The organism is Enterobacter sp. UCD-UG_FMILLET (genome assembly GCF_000762975.1).
Lineage (GTDB): Bacteria > Pseudomonadota > Gammaproteobacteria > Enterobacterales > Enterobacteriaceae > Enterobacter > Enterobacter dykesii.
The window spans coordinates 136,539-156,183 of the sequence record NZ_JRJC01000028.1 but is presented as its reverse complement, the minus strand read 5'-3'; the positions used below and the strand labels follow the sequence as shown (position 1 = coordinate 156,183).

16 protein-coding genes and 1 pseudogene are annotated in these 19,645 nt (G+C 59.5%); 11 read left to right on the top strand and 6 right to left on the bottom strand.

Annotation, left to right across the window (positions count from 1 at the left end; genetic code table 11):
- Positions 1-175: 175 nt before the first annotated feature.
- From yagF to LA04_RS14215, 3 genes are all read right to left on the bottom strand, one after another.
- A complete protein-coding gene (yagF, locus tag LA04_RS14225) occupies positions 176-2,143 on the bottom strand; it encodes a xylonate dehydratase YagF (RefSeq protein ID WP_047652118.1) in 1,968 nt (655 codons plus the stop codon).
- Positions 2,144-2,157: 14 nt separating this feature from the next.
- Positions 2,158-3,066 (bottom strand): 2-keto-3-deoxygluconate aldolase, encoded by a 909-nt coding sequence (gene yagE / locus LA04_RS14220; RefSeq protein WP_047652116.1) that lies wholly within the window; start codon positions 3,064-3,066, stop codon positions 2,158-2,160.
- 203 nt (positions 3,067-3,269) lie between these two features.
- Positions 3,270-3,722 (bottom strand): YhcH/YjgK/YiaL family protein, encoded by a 453-nt coding sequence (locus LA04_RS14215; protein ID WP_047652114.1) that lies wholly within the window; start codon positions 3,720-3,722, stop codon positions 3,270-3,272.
- A 675-nt stretch (positions 3,723-4,397) separates the two neighbouring features.
- Between LA04_RS14215 and arcA the strand changes: the two genes are divergently transcribed.
- From arcA to LA04_RS14190, 5 genes are all read left to right on the top strand, one after another.
- Positions 4,398-5,618, top strand: a complete 1,221-nt coding sequence (gene arcA / locus LA04_RS14210) for an arginine deiminase (RefSeq protein WP_042717403.1) — start codon at positions 4,398-4,400, stop codon at positions 5,616-5,618.
- Between the two features lie 10 nt (positions 5,619-5,628).
- Positions 5,629-6,540, top strand: a complete 912-nt coding sequence (gene arcC, locus LA04_RS14205; RefSeq protein ID WP_047652112.1) for a carbamate kinase — start codon at positions 5,629-5,631, stop codon at positions 6,538-6,540.
- Positions 6,541-6,564: 24 nt separating this feature from the next.
- A complete protein-coding gene (locus LA04_RS14200; RefSeq protein ID WP_047652110.1) occupies positions 6,565-7,314 on the top strand; it encodes an ornithine carbamoyltransferase in 750 nt (249 codons plus the stop codon).
- Positions 7,315-7,361: 47 nt separating this feature from the next.
- Positions 7,362-8,765, top strand: a complete 1,404-nt coding sequence (locus LA04_RS14195; RefSeq protein WP_047652108.1) for a YfcC family protein — start codon at positions 7,362-7,364, stop codon at positions 8,763-8,765.
- Positions 8,766-8,845: 80 nt separating this feature from the next.
- Positions 8,846-9,325 carry an arginine repressor gene (locus LA04_RS14190; protein WP_029739272.1) on the top strand — a complete coding sequence of 160 codons (480 nt, stop codon included), beginning with the start codon at positions 8,846-8,848 and terminating at the stop codon, positions 9,323-9,325.
- A 3-nt stretch (positions 9,326-9,328) separates the two neighbouring features.
- Here LA04_RS14190 and LA04_RS24465 read toward each other — a convergent pair.
- A pseudogene (locus tag LA04_RS24465) lies at positions 9,329-9,446 on the bottom strand (hypothetical protein).
- Here LA04_RS24465 and LA04_RS23660 point away from each other — a divergent pair.
- The 4 genes from LA04_RS23660 (at position 9,426) to ridA (ending at position 11,431) form a co-directional block, all read left to right on the top strand.
- Positions 9,426-9,530 carry a pyrBI operon leader peptide gene (locus LA04_RS23660; protein WP_022646880.1) on the top strand — a complete coding sequence of 35 codons (105 nt, stop codon included), beginning with the start codon at positions 9,426-9,428 and terminating at the stop codon, positions 9,528-9,530. The pseudogene LA04_RS24465 and the gene LA04_RS23660 overlap by 21 nt on opposite strands.
- Positions 9,531-9,564: 34 nt before the next feature.
- The gene (gene pyrB / locus LA04_RS14185; protein WP_047652107.1) at positions 9,565-10,497 is read left to right on the top strand and encodes an aspartate carbamoyltransferase; all 933 of its coding nucleotides are present in this window, start codon (positions 9,565-9,567) and stop codon (positions 10,495-10,497) included.
- 12 nt (positions 10,498-10,509) lie between these two features.
- Positions 10,510-10,971, top strand: a complete 462-nt coding sequence (gene pyrI, locus LA04_RS14180) for an aspartate carbamoyltransferase regulatory subunit (protein WP_023310197.1) — start codon at positions 10,510-10,512, stop codon at positions 10,969-10,971.
- Positions 10,972-11,044: 73 nt separating this feature from the next.
- Positions 11,045-11,431 (top strand): 2-iminobutanoate/2-iminopropanoate deaminase, encoded by a 387-nt coding sequence (gene ridA / locus LA04_RS14175; protein ID WP_008501391.1) that lies wholly within the window; start codon positions 11,045-11,047, stop codon positions 11,429-11,431.
- 50 nt (positions 11,432-11,481) lie between these two features.
- Here ridA and LA04_RS14170 read toward each other — a convergent pair whose 3' ends face one another.
- Both LA04_RS14170 and mgtA read right to left on the bottom strand, forming a co-directional pair.
- Entirely contained in the window at positions 11,482-13,866 is a 2,385-nt protein-coding gene (locus tag LA04_RS14170) for a beta-N-acetylhexosaminidase (RefSeq protein WP_047652106.1), read from the bottom strand.
- A gap of 152 nt (positions 13,867-14,018) precedes the next feature.
- Positions 14,019-16,727 carry a magnesium-translocating P-type ATPase gene (mgtA, locus tag LA04_RS14165; protein ID WP_047652132.1) on the bottom strand — a complete coding sequence of 903 codons (2,709 nt, stop codon included), beginning with the start codon at positions 16,725-16,727 and terminating at the stop codon, positions 14,019-14,021.
- A gap of 388 nt (positions 16,728-17,115) precedes the next feature.
- Between mgtA and treR the strand changes: the two genes are divergently transcribed.
- Entirely contained in the window at positions 17,116-18,063 is a 948-nt protein-coding gene (gene treR, locus LA04_RS14160) for a trehalose operon repressor TreR (RefSeq protein ID WP_047652104.1), read from the top strand.
- A gap of 129 nt (positions 18,064-18,192) precedes the next feature.
- A complete protein-coding gene (treB, locus tag LA04_RS14155; RefSeq protein ID WP_047652131.1) occupies positions 18,193-19,611 on the top strand; it encodes a PTS trehalose transporter subunit IIBC in 1,419 nt (472 codons plus the stop codon).
- Positions 19,612-19,645: the final 34 nt, after the last annotated feature.

The following is a 19,645-nucleotide window of genomic DNA, read 5'->3' as shown; positions in this document are numbered from 1 at the left end:
GTGTAATGATCTGTTCAATTAACCAGCAATGGTCATATCTTATTTCTGAATTACGTTATTTTGCTTTTGTGACGCCAACGATATATCTCAACTCATTGTTTATATTGATAAATAACAGGAATGACAAAGCCGTCCGCGGAATATTTCCCGCAGACGGCTTTATCTCAGAAAATAATTAAATGCCGAGTGCTTTTTTACCGGCGTTAATTACCTCAATAATTTTATCGGTGTCATAAATACAGCCTTTCCAGGTGCCGCCGCTCACCGACTGCAGTGCCGCCCACAGCCGGGTGTCGTCCGGCAAAAAGTCGTGGGCGTGCAGGTCCGGGTGCGTCTGCCGCCGTGCCAGCTCGCGCGCGCCCTCCTCCGGCGTCAGCGGGTTGTCCGCCGTGCCGATAAAGTTCACGCTGCCTGTTAACGTCAGGCGGTCCACCGCAATCTCGATGATGTCGTTATCGCGCAGCTTGCCAATCGGCCCGCCCGCCAGCGCCTCCGGCGACACGTGGCCGAAGCAGGCGCCCGTAGACACGCCTGAGAAGCGCGCATCGGTGATGAGCGACACCGTCTTGCCCCACGAGATATGCTTCAGCGCGGAGGTGAGCTGGTAGGTCTCTTCCATGCCGGTGCCGGACGGCCCGCCGCCGATAACCACCATGATATCGCCCTGCGCAATCTCTTCCCGCTTGATGGCCTTGATTGCCTGCGCCTCCGAGACAAACACCCGCGCCCGGCCGGTGTGGCGGTACACGCCATCTTCGCCCACCACCGACGGATCGATCGCCGTGGCCTTGATCACCGATCCTTCCGGCGCGATGTTGCCCGTCGGGAAGCAGACCGTCGAGGTCAGCCCTTTCACTTTTGCCTTCTCCGGCGGCAGGATCACGTCATCCGGATCCACGCCGTCCTGCTCGCGCAGGCACTGGCGGAAACGCGCCCGGCGCTCGGATGCCTGCCACCAGTCGAGATTCTCGCCCACCGTCTGGCCGGTCACGGTCATGGCATCCAGATGCAGCAGACCGAGATCGCGCAGGTGGAGCATCACCTCCGGCACGCCGCCCGCGAGGAAGGCACGCACGGTCGGGTGATAGTCGGGGCCGTTGGGCAGCACGCTCACCAGGCGCGGCACCCTGCGGTTAACGCGCGTCCAGTGTTCAACGTCCGGGATCGTGCAGCCCGCCGCGTGGGCGATGGCAGGAATATGCAGCAGTAAATTGGTGGAGCCGCCGAACGCCGCGTGGATCACCATCGCGTTTTCGATGGCTTTATCGGTGAGGATATCGCGCGTGGTGATGCCGCGGTTATCCAGCTCGCTGACCGCGCGCGCCGACTGGCGGGCGATCTCCAGCCACACCGCCTGCCCGGACGGCGCCAGCGCGGAATGCGGCAGCGCCAGGCCCAGCGCCTCCGCGACCACCTGCGAGGTGCCCGCCGTGCCGAGGAACTGACACCCGCCGCCCGGCGACGCGCAGGCACGGCAGCCCAGCTCGGCGGCCTCCTGCAGGGAGAGTTCGTGGTTGGCGAAGCGCGCGCCGATGGTCTGCACCTTGCCCGCGTCTTCCCCCACGGTCGGCGGCAGCGTCGCCCCGCCCGGCACCAGAATGGTCGGCAGATCGTGCATTGCAGCCAGCGCGATCATGGTGGCGGGCAGCCCTTTATCGCAGGTTGCCACGCCAATCACCGCCCGCCTCGTCGGCAGGGAGCGGATCAGGCGGCGAAACACGATCGCCGCGTCGTTGCGGTACGGCAGGGAATCGAACATGCCGTGCGTGCCCTGCGAGCGTCCGTCGCACGGATCGCTGACGAAGGCCGCAAACGGGATCCCGCCGTTGCGGGTGATCTCCTTCGCCGCCGCCTGCATCTGCATGCCGATCTCCCAGTGCCCGGTGTGGTAGCCCAGCGCGACCGGACGTCCGTCCCCGGCGCGGATCCCGCCCTGGGTGCCGATAATCAGCACCTCTTTGCCGGTCAGCCTGTTGGCGTCCCAGCCCATTCCGGCGTTCTGCGTCATGCCGAACAGGTTGCCGCTGGGGGATTCCATCAGCATCTGCGGGGTCAGGGGCAGCGCGCCCTGCGGCCCCGCCGCGTGGGTGATCACCGCATAAAACGCGTCGTCCTGTGGGGTGAAAATTTTCTCAATGGTCATCGTTATCGTCCGGCTCAGCAGAGCTTGAGCTGTTGCAGCAGGGTTTTCAGCTGCGCTTTGCGCGGCTCGTCCAGCGGGGAGGCGGGCGGCAGCACGTGCGTGGAGACAGGGCGACCGCAGAGCACGATCGCCTCTTTAATCACGTTCACAAACGGCGTATCCAGCTGATACATCTGCGGAATTTGCAGTAAGGTTTGATGATACTCAGCCGCTTTCGCCACGTCCCCGTCGCGCCAGGCTTTCAGAAGATTCACCGACACCTGCGGGGCAAAGTTACCGCTCGCCGAGATCGCTCCGTCGCCGCCGAGCAGCAGGGTATTAAAGAGGTGATCGTCGTAGCCGCAGAGCACCGTGAAGTGCGGATGGGCGCCTTTGACGGTATGGATCATGCTGCGCAGGTGGGCGACGGAGTCGATGGTGTCTTTGATGCCGATAATATTGCTGCGCGAGTTGGCGAGGGCTTTCACCAGCGCCGGAGTCAGATCCTGCCCGGTCAGCGCCGGGAAGTTATAGAGCATCACCGGCAGCGTGACGCTGTCGGCCACCTGCTCGAAATAGCGGATCAGGTTCGCTTCCGACACTTTCCAGTAGTAGGGGTTGATCACCACGATACCGTCCGCGCCCGCCTGCTGCGCGTGCTGGCTCAGTTCAATGGTTTCCCGGGCGTTGGTGCCGCCGGTGCCGATCAGGACCGGCACGCGACGATCGACGTGATCGATAGCAAAGCGGGCAATGGTTTTGCGCTCTTCGGCGCCGAGCTGGGAGAACTCGCCGCCGCTGCCGAGGAAGAACAGGCCGTCAACGCCTGCCTTGATGAGATCGTCGATCAGCGCGGCGGTGCCCGGCTTATCAAGCTGGCCGTCGGCGGTAAAAATGGTGGAGACAGGGGGAATGATTCCCGTGAACAACGCGGACTGCGGCATGAGATCTCCTTGCTGAATCATTTTGTTCTACATTGTAGAACAGCGTTCATTAATTTAACGATCATACTATGACGCAGGAAAAGCGCAGGTAAATGGGAAGGGAAGAGGGAGTGCGGGAAATTTAAGCTGGATCACATTATGCGTGGGTGCGGTCTGGTGCCCTCACCCCTGCCCTCTCCCACAGGGAGAGGGAGTAAACCCGTTTAGCCGATCAGCATCTTCACCACAACCTTACGCACCTGCGCCGGCGCCCCCACCGCACACAGCGGCTTATGCACTTCACCCGGCCAGAACACCACAAAATCCCCCTCGCTCAGCACCACGGTTTTCTCCTGCTCGCCTTCCGGCAGGAACGCGATGTCTTTGTCCGCCAGCCAGTCGGTGTCCGGCGTGCCGTGCGGCAGGGTGCTGAAGGTCATCCCTTCCAGGCCCTTCATTACGATCTGAATATCCAGATAGCGCGCGTGGTACTCGGCGCGGCGCTCGGCGAACGGCTGGGTCATATCTTCCGAGACCAGATAAAACAGGCTGTTGCCGTTGATGTCGTGTTTCCCGAGCGGCGTGGCGTCGGTGACGTGGGCTTTGACTTGCTCAATGGCCTGACGCAGCGCGTCAGGCAGCCAGGACTGCAGATGGTGGATGTTGCCGATAATCATGTGAAATCCCTCTATGTAAAACAACGTTTCATTTTTATCAGTTATACGAGAGTTAAGACTGCCATACCAGCCCTTTTTCGAAGAGGTTTGCGCGAGCGCATGTTTATCGGGAAAGGTGTTAACCCACTGTTAATCCTGCCCAGGCATTTATGCAGGGGTTATGCATATCCTCGATCAGCGCTTATCATCCGACTGTTCTAACCTTTTGATCATGCTCTCTTATTTACAAAACCCGTTGCCGTCTCACACTTTACTGTTTTGATAATTTGCTCTAAAAAACCATAATTATTTATTGATTTTTCTTAAGTCAAAAATAGTTAATTACGTTAATTGCATAGCCATTCTTATGTATAATATTTATCATTTAAAATCAACCACATAACAACACATTTCAAAAGGTTAAAATCTACAAAATAATAACAACCTCAAATAATGCCACCGGATCGTGCTTAGCTATTCACCCCTCAATAATATGAAATTAATCATTATCTGATGCGAATCATGCAAATGAAAACAAACCCCTTAATATCCAGTTTCGCGTGAGCAATATCACAATACGGATTATTTAACTGCCTAGTATGAATTACGAAATCAATTGAGCTTAGCCGCCATGAAATTAAACACATCACATGGCGCATGCCCTTTTTATTCTGAAAAAAAGTTAAAGGAATAATTATGGAAAAGCATTACGTCGGTTCTGAAATTGGTCAATTGCGTAGCGTTATGCTGCACCGCCCAAATTTAAGTCTGAAACGTTTAACGCCATCAAACTGTCAGGAGCTGCTTTTCGATGACGTGCTCTCGGTTGAGCGGGCGGGTGAGGAGCATGACATCTTCGCAAACACGCTGCGCGAGCAGGGTGTGGAAGTCCTGCTGTTGACCGACCTTCTGACACAAACCCTTGATATTGCAGAAGCGAAAGCCTGGCTTCTGGATACCCAAATCTCTGACTACCGCCTCGGCCCAACCTTTGCCGGAGACGTGCGCGGCTGGCTGGCGGATATGCCGCACCGCGAACTGGCGCGCAGACTGAGCGGCGGATTAACCTACGGCGAAATTCCGGCGGCCATTAAAAATATGGTGGTGGATACCCACACGGCGAATGATTTTATTATGAAACCGCTGCCGAACCATTTATTTACCCGCGATACTTCGTGCTGGATTTATAACGGCGTCTCTATTAACCCAATGGCGAAACCGGCCCGTCAGCGTGAAACGAATAACCTGCGGGCAATATATCGCTGGCACCCGGCGTTTGCCGACGGCGATTTTATTAAGTATTTCGGCGACGAAAATATTAATTACGACCACGCCACCTTAGAAGGCGGTGATGTATTAGTCATTGGCCGCGGCGCGGTACTGATCGGCATGTCCGAGCGCACAACGCCGCAGGGCGTGGAGTTTCTCGCCAACAGCCTGTTTAAGCACCGTCAGGCCGAGCGCGTGATCGCCGTTGAGCTGCCAAAACACCGCTCCTGCATGCACCTCGACACCGTCATGACCCACATCGACGTGGACACCTTCTCCGTCTACCCGGAAGTGGTGCGCAAGGACGCCCAGTGCTGGACGCTGACCCCGGACGGACGCGGCGGCCTGCTGCGCACCCAGGAGACCGACCTGCTGCACGCTATCGAGAAAGCGCTCGGCATTAGCCAGGTGCGCCTGATCACCACCGGCGGCGACGCCTTTGAAGCCGAACGCGAGCAGTGGAACGACGCCAACAACGTGCTGACCATCCGCCCCGGCGTGGTGATTGGCTACGAGCGCAACGTCTGGACCAACGAGAAGTACGACAAGGCGGGCATCACCGTGCTGCCCATTCCTGGCGACGAACTCGGACGCGGGCGCGGCGGCGCGCGCTGCATGAGCTGCCCGCTGGAACGCGACGGAATTTAAAGGAGCCATCATGGAACGAAAACCCACTCTGGTTGTGGCCCTCGGCGGCAACGCGCTGCTCAAGCGCGGCGAGCCGCTGGAAGCCGAAATCCAGCGCCAGAACATCGAGCAGGCCGCGCGCACCATCGCCGGATTAACAGAACGGTGGCGCGTGGTGCTGGTACACGGCAACGGCCCGCAGGTCGGTCTGCTGGCGCTGCAGAACAGCGCCTACGACAAAGTCACGCCCTACCCGCTGGACGTGCTCGGCGCAGAAAGCCAGGGAATGATCGGCTACATGCTCCAGCAGGCGCTGAAAAACAATCTTCCGCAGCGCGAGGTGAGCGTCCTGCTCACGCAGGTAGAAGTGGACGTCGCCGACCCGGCCTTCAGCAACCCCACCAAATACATCGGCCCGGTCTACAGCGAAGCCCAGGCAAAAGCGCTGGCCGCGGAAAAAGGCTGGGTGTTTAAGGCCGACGGCAGCTACTTCCGCCGCGTGGTGCCGTCACCGCAGCCGAAGCGCATCGTCGAGAGCGACGCCATCACGGCGCTGATCCAGCGCGACCACCTGGTGATCTGCAACGGCGGCGGCGGCGTGCCGGTGGTGGAGAACGCCAACGGCTATCGCGGCATTGAGGCGGTGATCGACAAAGACCTCTCCGCCGCCCTGCTGGCGCGCCAGATAGAGGCCGATGCCCTGCTGATCCTGACCGATGCCGACGCGGTGTACCTCGACTGGGGTAAGCCGACCCAGCGTCCGCTGGCGCAGGTGACGCCGGAGCTGCTCACAGGCATGCAGTTCGACGCCGGCTCGATGGGGCCGAAAGTGGCCGCCTGCCGCGAGTTTGTTGAAGCCTGCAACGGCATGGCCGGGATCGGCGCGCTGGCCGACGGCGCGGAGATCCTCGCGGGCGAGAAAGGCACGTTGATTCGTAACTAATTCAAATTTAAAAAGGATTTACCCATGACCATCAACCTGAAAAACCGCAACTTCCTGAAACTGCTGGACTACACCCCGGCGGAGATCCAGTACCTGATCGACCTCGCCATCGAGCTGAAGGCCGCCAAAAAAGCCGGGCGCGAAAAGCAAACCCTGGTCGGGAAAAACATCGCCCTGATCTTTGAAAAAACCTCCACCCGCACCCGCTGCGCCTTCGAAGTGGGCGCGTTCGATCAGGGCGCGCAGGTCACCTACCTCGGCCCAAGCGGCTCGCAGATCGGTCACAAAGAGTCGATGAAAGACACCGCCCGCGTGATGGATATCCGCCTCGTCGCGCCGAAATCCTTCTGGCCGGAAGCCGGGCTGGTTGAGCAGTGCCGCGCCATCGCCAAAGAGACGGGCGCGCGTATCACGCTCACCGACGACGTGGAAGAAGGCGTGCGGGGGACCGATTTCCTCTACACCGACGTGTGGGTCTCCATGGGCGAGCCGAAGGAAGCCTGGGCCGAGCGCGTCAGCCTGATGAAGCCGTATCAGATTAATGCAGACGTCATGAAGGCCACCGGCAACCCGAACGTCAAGTTCATGCACTGCCTGCCGGCGTTCCACAACGAGCACACCAAAGTGGGCCGCGAGATAGAGATGGCGTACGGCCTGAAGGGGCTGGAGGTGACGGAAGAGGTCTTCGAATCACCGAACTCCATCGTTTTCGACGAAGCAGAGAACCGCATGCACACCATTAAAGCGGTCATGGTGGCGACACTCGGCGACTAATCACCGCCCGGCGCGCCGCGGGGTGCGCCGGGTTTAAGGAGAACATCATGGGCAAGTTTAAGTTTCCCTCCGCTTACACCATTCTCTTTTTCCTGATTGCCGTTGTGGCGGCGCTGAGCTGGGTCGTCCCCGCCGGTCAGTACCAGATGGCGATGAACGAAACCCTCGGTAAAGAAGTCCCGATTGCCGGAACGTACGCGCACGTGGCGGCACATCCGCAGGGGCTGGTTTCCGTCCTTATGGCGCCCATCGCCGGGCTGTACGATCCGGTCTCCGGCCAGGCCGGGGCGATCGACGTCGCGCTGTTTATCCTGATCATCGGCGGTTTTCTCGGGATCGTCACCAAAACCGGGGCGATTGACGCCGGGATCGAGCGCGTCACCACCCGGCTGCGCGGGCGCGAGGAGTGGATGATCCCGATCCTGATGGCGCTATTCGCCGCGGGCGGCACGATTTACGGCATGGCCGAAGAGTCACTGCCGTTCTACACCCTGCTGGTGCCGGTGATGCTGGCCGCCCGGTTCGATCCGGTTGTCGCCGCCTCTACCGTGCTGCTCGGGGCGGGGATAGGCACGCTCGGCTCTACCATTAACCCGTTTGCCACGGTGATCGCCGCCAACGCTGCCGGGATCCCCTTCACTAACGGCATCGCCCTGCGCGTGGCGCTGCTGATCATCGGCTGGGTAATCTGCGTGGCGTGGGTGATGCGTTACGCCCGTAAGGTGCGCCAGGATCCGTCGCTGTCGATCGTCGCAGACAAACAGGAAGAGAACCGCGCCCATTTCCTCGGCGACAAGGGCGAACAGTCGCTGGAATTCACCCCGGTGCGCAAAATCATCCTGGTGATTTTTGCCCTCGCCTTCGCGGTGATGATCTACGGCGTGGCGGTGCTGGGCTGGTGGATGGCGGAGATCTCCGCGGTGTTTCTCGCCAGCGCGATTATCGTCGGCCTGATTGCCCGCATGAGCGAAGAGGAGCTGACGTCGACGTTTATCAACGGCGCGCGAGATTTGCTGGGCGTCGCGCTGATTATCGGCATCGCGCGCGGTATCGTAGTCATCATGGATAAGGGCATGATTACCCACACCATTTTGCACAGCGCGGAAGGGCTGGTCAGCGGGTTGTCCACGGTAGCGTTTATCAACGTGATGTACTGGCTGGAGGTCGTGCTGTCGTTTCTTGTGCCTTCTTCATCCGGCCTGGCCGTTCTGACGATGCCGATCATGGCGCCGCTTGCCGATTTCGCTAACGTCAACCGCGACCTGGTGGTGACGGCTTACCAGTCGGCCTCCGGCATCGTTAACCTCGTCACGCCCACTTCTGCCGTCGTGATGGGCGGGCTGGCTATCGCCCGCGTGCCCTACGTGCGTTATCTGAAATGGGTGGCGCCGCTGCTGGGCATTTTAACGGTGGTGATTATGGTGGCGTTAAGTCTGGGTGCCTTGTTGTGATTTGCCGGATGGCGCTGCGCTTATCCGGCCTACGGATCGGTGCGGTGCCACCGGTTATTTCAGGAACTGATATGGGAACTATGATGGATTACGAAGAGTACTCTCCCAAAGAGCAACTACAGCTGACGGTCTGCCAGCGCCTGATCGCAGAAAAGAGCTATCTCTCTCAGGAGGAGATCCGCCGGGATTTGCAGGAGCGTGGTTTTGAGACCATCAGCCAGTCCACCGTTTCACGTCTGCTTAAATTGCTCGGCGTCATAAAAATTCGAAATGCCAAAGGGCTAAAGATTTATTCGCTGAATCCCCAGCTGCGCCCTGCCCCCGACGCCGCGCGTACCGTGTCCGAAATGGTGGTCAGCGTCGAGCATAATAGCGAGTTTATCCTTGTGCACACCGTCGCCGGATATGGCCGCGCGGTGGCGCGTATTCTGGATTACCACCAGCTACCGGAAATTTTAGGCGTGGTGGCCGGCAGCAGTATCGTCTGGGTCGCCCCTCGGGTGGTGAAGCGCACCGCGCTGGTGCATAAGCAAATTAATTATTTACTCAGAACGCATTAATATTCATAAAGAACCGTTTGCATTGAGTAAAGCGTGCATTAAATCGCTTGATCCGAAAAGCGAGCTGCGTATAATGCCCGACAATTTGCCGGGAGGAAGCATGGTCAAGCGTGTACGACATAACGTCTTACCGCGTCTGAAATCAGACGCTGGCCTGCCGTTTTTCTTCCCGTTGCTAAACCTATTCCCAGAGCCCCTCATTTGAGGGGCTTTTTTTTGCCCGGCGTCAGGAGATAAACATGAATCCGCTTTATCAAAAACACATCATTTCCATAAACGACCTCAGCCGCGAAGAGCTGGAACTGGTTCTGGAAACCGCGGCAAAACTGAAGGCCAATCCGCAACCGGAGCTGCTGAAGCACAAGGTGATTGCGAGCTGCTTCTTTGAAGCCTCGACCCGCACCCGTCTCTCCTTTGAGACCTCCATGCACCGCCTGGGCGCGAGCGTGGTGGGCTTCTCGGACAGCAGCAACACGTCGCTGGGTAAAAAAGGCGAAACCCTGGCGGATACCATTTCAGTGATTAGCACCTACGTTGACGCGATTGTGATGCGTCATCCGCAGGAGGGCGCGGCGCGCCTGGCGACCGAGTTTTCCGGCGGCATTCCGGTGCTGAACGCCGGTGACGGTGCCAACCAGCACCCGACGCAGACCCTGCTGGATCTGTTCACCATTCAGGAAACGCAGGGCAAGCTTGAGAACCTGAATATCGCCATGGTGGGCGACCTGAAATATGGCCGCACCGTCCACTCCCTGACCCAGGCGCTGGCGAAATTTAACGGCAACCGCTTCTTCTTCATCGCGCCTGACGCGCTGGCGATGCCGCAGTACATTCTCGACATGCTGGATGAGAAAGGCATTCAGTGGAGCCTGCACGCCAGCATCGAAGAGGTGATGAGCCACGTGGATATTCTGTACATGACCCGCGTGCAGAAAGAGCGTCTGGATCCGTCCGAGTACGCCAACGTGAAGGCACAGTTCGTGCTGCGCGCCAGCGACCTCGAGGGCGCGCGCGACAACATGAAGGTGCTGCACCCGCTGCCGCGCATCGATGAGATCACCACAGACGTGGATAAGACGCAGCACGCCTGGTACTTCCAGCAGGCCGGAAACGGCATCTTCGCCCGCCAGGCGTTACTGGCACTGGTTCTGAATCGCGAATTGGCACTGTAAGGGGAAACGACCATGACACACGATAACAAACTCCAGGTTGAAGCCATCAAGCGCGGCACCGTGATTGACCACATCCCTGCGCAGGTGGGCTTTAAGCTGCTGACGCTGTTCAAACTGACCGAAACTGACCAGCGCATCACCATCGGCCTGAACCTGCCGTCGGGCGAGATGGGCCGCAAGGACCTGATTAAAATCGAGAACACCTTCCTGACCGACGAGCAGGTCAACCAGCTGTCGCTTTACGCGCCGGACGCCACCGTCAACCGCATCGACGAGTATGAAGTGGTCGGCAAATCCCGTCCGAGCTTGCCGGATCGCATCGAAAGCGTGCTGGTCTGCCCGAACAGCAACTGCATCAGTCACGCTGAGCCGGTTTCTTCCAGCTTTGCAGTGAAAAAACGCGCCGATGATATCGCGCTCAAATGCAAATACTGTGAAAAAGAGTTTTCTCATTATGTGGTGCTGGCCAACTAATTGAGGTTGGTAATGAAATCCCGGCTGTTATAATGGCCGGGAACATTCTTAACGCTGTAATTCTGGAGAAAACATGAGCAAAGTACTCGCGACGGAAAATGCACCAGCGGCTATCGGCCCTTACGTTCAGGGCGTTGATCTGGGTAGCATGATCATCACTTCCGGGCAGATCCCGGTGAACCCAAAAACCGGCGCGGTGCCGGAAGATGTCGCGGCACAGGCGCGTCAGTCGCTGGAAAACGTGCAGGCTATCGTTGAATCTGCCGGTCTGAAAGTGGGCGATATCGTGAAAACCACCGTTTTCGTGAAAGATCTGAACGATTTCGCGACCGTTAACGCCACTTACGAAGCGTTCTTCACCGAGCACAACGCCACCTTCCCGGCGCGCTCCTGCGTGGAAGTAGCCCGTCTGCCAAAAGACGTGAAAATTGAAATCGAAGCGATCGCCGTACGTCGCTAATTCGCTCCCCGATAAAAAAAGGCAGCCCAGGCTGCCTTTTTTGTTGCTTGCTACTGATTCCGCGTCGCCCTGAGCAGCGTCTCCAGCGGATAGACCGCCGCAATCACCACCTCGTCCTGAACCTTCGCCGCGTTATCCAGCTCGCTCTGAATCGAGGCTATCTCTTTGTCATCCAGCGTGCCCTGGCGCGCCACCAGATCCGTCAGCCGCAGGCCAATCGAGGCCAGCTTATCCACCTCCTGAATCACCGGCTTCATCGCCTTCAGCTGATAGCTGTTTTCGCTTAGCGCCAGCGCGTCGCTGGTGTTGCTCTGCCAGCGGTTAAAGACGTGGCGCAGCGCGTCGGCGCTTTCCGCGTCTTCCGCATCGCTCACCAGGCGGTCCGCCCATTTGTGCATCTGGCGCACGGTGGCGCTTTCAGCGTTCAGCGCATCGGCAAAGCGGTTGAGCGGTTCGAACTGATGGTAGTTTCCGGCCTGGAACTTCAGGTGCTGGCGGGTGTAATACTGCGCGGGCTCTACCGCCTGCGCGAGGATCTGCAGCGGTAGCGTGTCGGCATTACCGGCAAGGCGCGTGAACTGCACCTGCTGCTGGGTATGCTGCTGCAGCCCGACCGACACCGTCGACCAGCTGTCCATCGCCTGCAGGCGGGTGTACATGTTGTCGACGTCGTTGACGTCCTGCGCGGACCACAGCCGCTCCGCCACCGCAAAGGTGCGCGGCCACAGGCGGATATCCAGCACCGGCGCCACCACGTTTTCCGCCCATAGCGCGGCTTCACCGCCGAGCAGGTTGGCCTGATTCGCCACGTCCGGCACGACCGGCGGAATGCCTTTCGGCACCGCGTCCAGACGCGTGCCGCTGATTGGGTAGCGCGTATTCCCCACCAGGAAATAGCCGGTGAGCTTGTCGTTATCGACGGAGACCACCGGGCGCGTCTCGCCCATCCACGTATCGACGGTGAAGGTCACCTGGTTGTCGTCACGCCATTCAATATCCTGCACCGCGCGGCGCGATTTCCCGGCAAAATCAATAAACCCGCGCCATCCTGCGTCCCCTTTCACCAGCGTGAAGCTCCCCTCCACCGGCTTGCCCTTCAGGCGCGGCATGGAAAAGGCCCAGCTCTGGACGCTGTCGGTGTCTGCAATCACATCCACGCCGTTCAGACCCTGCGGGGCAATTTCGTTGCGGTAGTGATAGGCGGTGGACTGGGGCTGGTCGAGATAGAAACCGGTGGAGAGAATGCCCTTGTAGCCGTTCTGCGCCACCTGCCCCAGCGCGTCCTGGCCCTGCCAGGACTGGATCAGAATGCTTTTCGGCAGGTCGGGATGGTAGATCTCGTCCCAGCCGACCATCTGCCGGTGATGCTTCTCAAGGATCGTCTCCAGTTTACGGTTGAAGTACGCCTGCAGCGCGTGGCTGTCCGCCAGCCTGTTGTCGCGCATAAACTGTTGAATGGCCGGGTTCGCTTTCCACTGGCTGTCATCCACCTCGTCACCGCCGATATGCAGATACGGATCGGGGAAGATCGCCGCCAGTTCGCTAACCATCGCGTCAGCAAAGGCGTAGGTTGCCTCTTTTGTGGGATCCAGCACCGGCTTCAGCACGCCCCAGTGGCGCTCCATTGCGTATGGCCCCGGGGCGCTCATCAGCTCCGGATAGGCTACGGCAATCGCCGAGGCGTGGCCCGGCATGTCGATCTCCGGCACCACGCGGATACCGCGCTCGGCGGCGTAGCGCACCACCTCACGCATCTGTTCAGGCGTGTAGAACAGCCCGTCGCTGGCAAGCTGCGTCAGCTTAGGATAGCGCTTCGAGCTGAAACGCCAGCCCTGGTCGTCGGTCAGGTGCCAGTGCAGGACGTTGAGCTTCGCCGCGGCCATGCCGTCGATCTGACGTTTGATATCCGACAGCGGGATAAAGTGACGCGCCGAGTCGAGCAGCAGCCCACGCCACGGGAAGCGCGGCGAATCTTCAATGGTGACCCACGGCAGCGAGGTGTTTTCCGCGCCGTTCTGCATCAGCTGGAGCAGCGTTTCCATGGCGCGCAGCGCGCCGAAGCGAGTGTTGGCGGAGATATCGACGCCGTTGGCGTCTACCGTGAGCCTATAGCTTTCATCGCTGTCCGGCAGCGGCTGCGGTTTTACCTTTTTAGCGATGGCAATGCGGATAGTCGGTTTGTCTGGCTTTTCAGCCTGCGGCTGCAGCGTCCAGCCGGTTTGCAGGGCAATGCGCTGGCGCAGGCGGTTGACGGCGTCACCGAGATCGTCCCCGCTGACGCTAATGGATACGTTGTTGCTGAGCACCAGCGCGCCCTGGGTCGTCGGGCGTTCGACCTTCGCAGGCCAGGGCATCAGGGGGAGATCGCCTGCCGGGGCGGCAAACGCAGAGGCGCCGAGCATCAGCCCGGCGGTTAAGAGACTGTACCGTAACATGAATGTTCCTTATCTGACGGGCCAAATAAAGGCAAAACATTCTGTTAACATGCGCTCAATTTGTCGTCAAGCGAATGCGCCGACGGAGATCACAGGTTGTTGAATTTGGGAGGAAAGCTAGCTGCCCGGCGGTGCTGCCGTTACTGCCACCGTTACTGCCACCCATACCGACGCGCATAGAATCCTTTCACCATCTGCGTCAGCACCATATAGCCCGCAAGGATTGCCACCAGCCACGGGAAGTAGCTCAGCGGCAGCGCCTGCAGCTGCAGGTAGCTCGCCAGCGGCGAGAACGGCAGCGCGATGCCGAGCGCCATCACAATCCCCGTCATCACAATCAGCGGCCACGCGGCGCGGCTCTGGATGAACGGAATGCGGCGGGTGCGGATCATATGCACAATCAGCGTCTGCGACAGCAGACCTACCACGAACCAGCCGGACTGGAACAGCGTCTGGTGTTCCGGGGTGTTGGCGTGGAACACAAACCACATCAGGCAGAAGGTCAGGATATCGAAGATGGAGCTGATCGGCCCAAAGAACAGCATAAAGCGCCCTAAATCCGCCGGGTTCCAGTGCTGCGGCTTCTGGATCTGCTCGTCGTCTACGTTATCAAACGGGATCGCCACCTGAGACACGTCGTACATCAGGTTCTGGATCAGCAGGTGCAGCGGCAGCATCGGCAGGAACGGCAGAAACGCGCTCGCCACCAGCACGCTGAAGACGTTACCGAAGTTGGAGCTGGCGGTCATTTTGATGTACTTGAGCATGTTGGCGAAGGTGCGGCGCCCTTCGATCACGCCCTCCTCCAGCACCATCAGGCTCTTTTCCAGCAGAATGATATCCGCCGCCTCGCGGGCGATATCCACCGCGCCATCGACGGAGATACCGATGTCCGCCGCACGCAGCGCGGGCGCATCGTTGATGCCGTCGCCCATAAAGCCCACCACGTGCCCTTCGCGCTTAAGCAGGGTGACGATGCGCTCTTTGTGCATCGGCGTCAGGCGGGCAAACAGCGTGGTACGCTGGGCAAGCTTCGCCAGCTCGTCATCAGAGAGATGTTCAATATCGCTCCCCACTACCACGTCGCCCGCGTCCAGCCCCACTTCATGGCACACTTTCGCCGCCACCAGCTCGCTGTCGCCGGTAAGGATTTTCACGGTAATACCGCTCGCCTTCAGCGCCTTCAGCGCCGGTGCGGTGGTCTCTTTCGGCGGATCGAGGAAGGCGATGTAACCCTCGAGGATCAGATCGGATTCGTCGATACGCTGATAGTCACCCTCGCGCGCGGGCAGGAACTTGCTCGCGACCGCCACGACGCGCAGCCCCTGACGGTTCAGGTTATCGGTGACGCGCTTGATGCGGCGCAGCATGGTGTCGTCCAGCGGCACGATGTCGCCGTTATAGCGAACCTGAGTCGACACGTTGAGGATCTCCTGCAGCGCCCCTTTGCAGATCAGCTGGTGCACGTCCGTCTGCTCGCTCACCACCACAGACATACGGCGGCGCTCAAAGTCGAACGGGATCTCATCCACCTTCTGCCAGCGGCCGGAGAGCGTGCGGGCGGATTCCTCGTCCACCCCTTCCAGCACCGCGACGTCGAGCAGGTTTTTCAGCCCGGTCTGATAGTGGCTGTTCAGCCACGCGCTGTGCAGGACGCGCTCGCTGGTTTTGCCGGAGATATCGGTGTGGTTCTCCAGCACGATTTTGTCCTGCGTCAGGGTGCCGGTTTTATCGGTGCAGAGGATGTCCATCGCGCCAAAGTTCTGAATGGCGTCGAGGTGTTTGACGATCACTTTCTGTTTAGAGAGCTTCACCGCCCCGCGCGCCAGCGTGGAGGTGACGATCATCGGCAGCATTTCCGGCGTCAGGCCAACGGCCACGGAGAGCGCGAACAGGGCCGCTTCCCACCAGTCGCCTTTGGTGTAGCCGTTGATCAGCAGCACGATCGGCGTCATCACCATCATAAAGCGGATCAGCAGCATGCTGACGCGGCCAATGCCTTTCTGGAAGGCGTTTGGCTCGCTCTCCTGCTCGCTGACGCGCCCGGCAAGCTGACCGAACCAGGTATTGCCCCCGGTGGCGGTAACAATCGCCTGCGCGGTGCCGCTGACCACCGTGGTGCCCATAAAGCACAGGGTGTCGCACTCGAGCGGGTTCATCTGCTGCGGGTCGCGGCTGCGCGCCACCTTTTCAACGGGCAGGGATTCCCCGGTCAGCGAGGCCTGCGCCACGAAAAGATCGCGCGCCTGGATGATGCGTAAATCCGCCGGGATCATGTCCCCCGCCGCCAGCTTGACCAGATCGCCCGGCACCAGCTGGTCGATAGGCAGCTCCACCCAGGCGTTTTCGCCGAGATCGTTAATCACGCGCGAGACGGTTGCGGTGTTGCTAACCATCGCCTTCAGGGCATCCGCCGCTTTGGTGGAGCGGGCTTCCTGAATGAAGTTCAGCAGCGTGGAAATGCCCACCATCAGGGCAATGACGCCTGCGGCAAATAGATCTTCCGTCGCGTAAGAGATGAGGCCGAGCACGGTCAGCAGCAGGTTGAACGGGTTGCGGTAGCAGAGCCACAGGTGCACCCACCACGGAGACGGCTTTTGCGCCGGGATCTGGTTATCGCCGTGCACGGCGCGGATTTTTTCCACTTCGGCCGCGTTTAGCCCTTCCGGGTGTCCGCCGAACGCGCGCCAGACTTCGTTTTCATCCATTGCCGCCACGTTCAGGCAGCGTTCGGCCAGGGACGCGGGGATCGCCGCCCCCGCCATGTTTTTGGCATTGGGCAGCGGGTCGCGCTGAACAAGACGGTGTGGCAGGTGGCGGCTCAGCAGCGCCTGCAGCTGCCGGGTGATATTTTTAAACATAATCATTCCTCCGCATCCGCCAGGGCGGACGCAGCAATTCCTTCAGGCGTGGCAAAGCCGTACCTGAGAGGCACTCAATTTTTCAAGCAGGAACGTTTAAGACGTCGCTGCCTCACGCCGGTGAGACAGCAAAAGCTGGCTTACCGGAAAGAACGCATTCTCCCGTTCAGGAGAGGTGTGGGATCGGGATCCATGAAGCCTCCGGTAAGTAAAAAAACAGGGTGTCGCCGCGCAGTATAAGGATTTAAGCGTACCCTATATGGCTATTCGGGCGGTATTATACCCCCCTGCAAATAAACCGAACGTAAACCAGACTTTGCCCATAGCGAAATCGCGCTATAGCATTAGGCTCAATTCACTACATCGTCGTTGTTACAGGGAATACAGCATGCAGAACCGCCTTACGATTAAAGACATCGCGCGTTTAAGCGGCGTGGGGAAATCGACCGTCTCACGCGTGCTGAACAACGAAAGCGGCGTCAGCGAACGCACCCGCGAGCGCGTTGAGGCGGTCATGAATCAGCACGGTTTTTCCCCTTCCCGCTCCGCGCGCGCCATGCGCGGACAGAGTGACAAAGTCGTCGCCATCATTGTCTCGCGTCTGGACTCTCTGTCTGAAAACCTCGCCGTGCAGACCATGCTGCCCGCCTTCTACGAGCAGGGGTATGATCCGATCATGATGGAGAGCCAGTTCTCTGTGCAGCTGGTTGAAGAGCATCTGGGGATGCTCCAGCGGCGCAACATTGATGGCGTGGTGCTGTTCGGTTTTACCGGCATTAAGGACGAGATGCTGAAACCCTGGCAGCCTTCGCTGGTGCTGCTGGCGCGCGATGCACACGGGTTTGCCTCCGTCTGCTATGACGACGAGGGCGCGATCATTACCCTGATGCAGCGCCTGTTTGACGAGGGCCATCGCCACATCAGCTTCCTCGGCGTCCCGCATGCGGACGTCACCACCGGCAAGCGTCGTCATGAGGCCTATCTGGCCTTTTGCAAACAGCACAATCTCTCCGCCGTGGCCTCCCTGCCGGGGCTGGGCATGAAGCAGGGCTACGAGCAGGTCGCCAGCGTACTGACGCCGCAAACCACGGCGCTGGTGTGCGCCACGGATACCCTGGCGCTGGGTGCCAGCAAATATCTTCAGGAGCAGCGCATCGATAACCTGCAGGTGGCGAGCGTCGGCAGCACGCCGCTGATGAAGTTTCTGCACCCGGAGATCATCACCGTCGATCCTGGCTACGCCGAGTCCGGCAGACAGGCCGCCGCTCAGCTGATCGAGCAGATAAACGGGCGTTCAGGGCCCCGTCAGATCGTCATTCCCGCCCACCTTTCGTAACCCCTCTAAAACTGATTATTGTGATCTTCGCCTGATTTCGGGAACGTTCCCATTTTCGCCGTCACGCTGAAGGAGTAGGCTTGCGCTCAGGTCATTACACCCCCTCACCATCTGTCATGAGGTTTCATGATGAGTAAAGTCAAACAAGCAGATATCGATCGGCTGATCGTCCTGGTCGGCGGACGCGAAAACATCGCTACCGTCAGCCATTGCATTACCCGCCTGCGCTTCGTGCTGAACGATCCGGCCAAAGCCAACCCGAAGGCCATTGAAGAACTTTCCATGGTCAAAGGCTGCTTCACCAACGCCGGGCAGTTCCAGGTCGTTATTGGTACCGAAGTGGGCGATTACTATCAGGCTCTGCTGGCGACAACCGGGCACTCCTCCGCCGATAAAGAGCAGGCGAAGAAGGCCGCGCGCCAGAATATGAAGTGGCACGAGCAGCTGATTTCCCACTTCGCGGAAATTTTCTTCCCGCTGCTGCCCGCGCTGATCAGCGGGGGCTTAATCTTGGGCTTCCGTAACGTCATCGGCGATGTACCGATGAGCGACGGCAAAACCCTGGCGCAGATGTATCCGGCGCTGAAAACCGTTTACGATTTCCTGTGGCTGATTGGCGAGGCGATCTTCTTCTATCTGCCGGTCGGGATTTGCTGGTCCGCGGTGCGCAAGATGGGCGGCACGCCGATCCTCGGTATCGTGCTGGGCGTCACGCTGGTCTCTCCGCAGTTAATGAACGCTTACTTACTTGGTCAGCAGGTGCCTGAGGTGTGGAACTTCGGCCTGTTTACCATCGCCAAAGTGGGCTATCAGGCGCAGGTCATTCCGGCCCTGCTGGCGGGGCTGGCGCTGGGCGTTATTGAAACGCGACTGAAGCGCATCGTGCCGGATTACCTCTATCTGGTGGTGGTGCCGGTCTGCTCGCTGATTCTGGCTGTCTTCCTGGCGCATGCCTTTATCGGTCCGTTTGGCCGCATGATTGGCGACGGCGTAGCCTTCGCGGTGCGTCACCTGATGACCGGCAGCTTCGCCCCAATCGGTGCCGCGCTGTTTGGCTTCCTGTACGCCCCGCTGGTGATCACCGGCGTGCATCAGACCACGCTGGCCATTGATATGCAGATGATCCAGAGCCTTGGCGGCACGCCGGTCTGGCCGATTATCGCTCTGTCTAACATTGCGCAGGCGTCGGCGGTGACCGGCATCATCATCGTTAGCCGCAAGCACAACGAGCGTGAGATCTCCGTTCCGGCGGCCATCTCTGCCTACCTCGGCGTCACCGAACCGGCGATGTACGGTATCAACCTGAAATACCGTTTCCCGATGCTCTGCGCGATGATCGGTTCCGGTCTGGCGGGCCTGGTGTGTGGTCTGAACGGCGTGATGGCGAACGGGATTGGCGTCGGCGGCCTGCCGGGCATTCTCTCCATCCAGCCGGCTTACTGGCAGGTGTTTGCCCTGGCGATGGCCATCGCAATCATCGTCCCAATGGCGCTCACCACCGTGGTTTACCAGCGTAAGTTCCGTCAGGGCTCGCTGCAGATTGTTTAACTTCTTCTTTCGGGGCGCAGTTGCGCCCCTTCGC

Coding starts and splice junctions, on each gene's coding strand:
- mgtA (WP_047652132.1), bottom strand. CDS start 16,727: ATGTTTAAAAATATCACCCGGCAGCTGCAGGCGCTGCTGAGCCGCCAC.
- arcA (WP_042717403.1), top strand. CDS start 4,398: ATGGAAAAGCATTACGTCGGTTCTGAAATTGGTCAATTGCGTAGCGTT.
- LA04_RS14215 (WP_047652114.1), bottom strand. CDS start 3,722: ATGATTATCGGCAACATCCACCATCTGCAGTCCTGGCTGCCTGACGCG.
- yagE (WP_047652116.1), bottom strand. CDS start 3,066: ATGCCGCAGTCCGCGTTGTTCACGGGAATCATTCCCCCTGTCTCCACC.
- LA04_RS14170 (WP_047652106.1), bottom strand. CDS start 13,866: ATGTTACGGTACAGTCTCTTAACCGCCGGGCTGATGCTCGGCGCCTCT.
- arcC (WP_047652112.1), top strand. CDS start 5,629: ATGGAACGAAAACCCACTCTGGTTGTGGCCCTCGGCGGCAACGCGCTG.
- LA04_RS23660 (WP_022646880.1), top strand. CDS start 9,426: ATGGTCAAGCGTGTACGACATAACGTCTTACCGCGTCTGAAATCAGAC.
- treR (WP_047652104.1), top strand. CDS start 17,116: ATGCAGAACCGCCTTACGATTAAAGACATCGCGCGTTTAAGCGGCGTG.
- yagF (WP_047652118.1), bottom strand. CDS start 2,143: ATGACCATTGAGAAAATTTTCACCCCACAGGACGACGCGTTTTATGCG.
- ridA (WP_008501391.1), top strand. CDS start 11,045: ATGAGCAAAGTACTCGCGACGGAAAATGCACCAGCGGCTATCGGCCCT.
- LA04_RS14195 (WP_047652108.1), top strand. CDS start 7,362: ATGGGCAAGTTTAAGTTTCCCTCCGCTTACACCATTCTCTTTTTCCTG.
- pyrI (WP_023310197.1), top strand. CDS start 10,510: ATGACACACGATAACAAACTCCAGGTTGAAGCCATCAAGCGCGGCACC.
- LA04_RS14190 (WP_029739272.1), top strand. CDS start 8,846: ATGATGGATTACGAAGAGTACTCTCCCAAAGAGCAACTACAGCTGACG.
- treB (WP_047652131.1), top strand. CDS start 18,193: ATGAGTAAAGTCAAACAAGCAGATATCGATCGGCTGATCGTCCTGGTC.
- pyrB (WP_047652107.1), top strand. CDS start 9,565: ATGAATCCGCTTTATCAAAAACACATCATTTCCATAAACGACCTCAGC.
- LA04_RS14200 (WP_047652110.1), top strand. CDS start 6,565: ATGACCATCAACCTGAAAAACCGCAACTTCCTGAAACTGCTGGACTAC.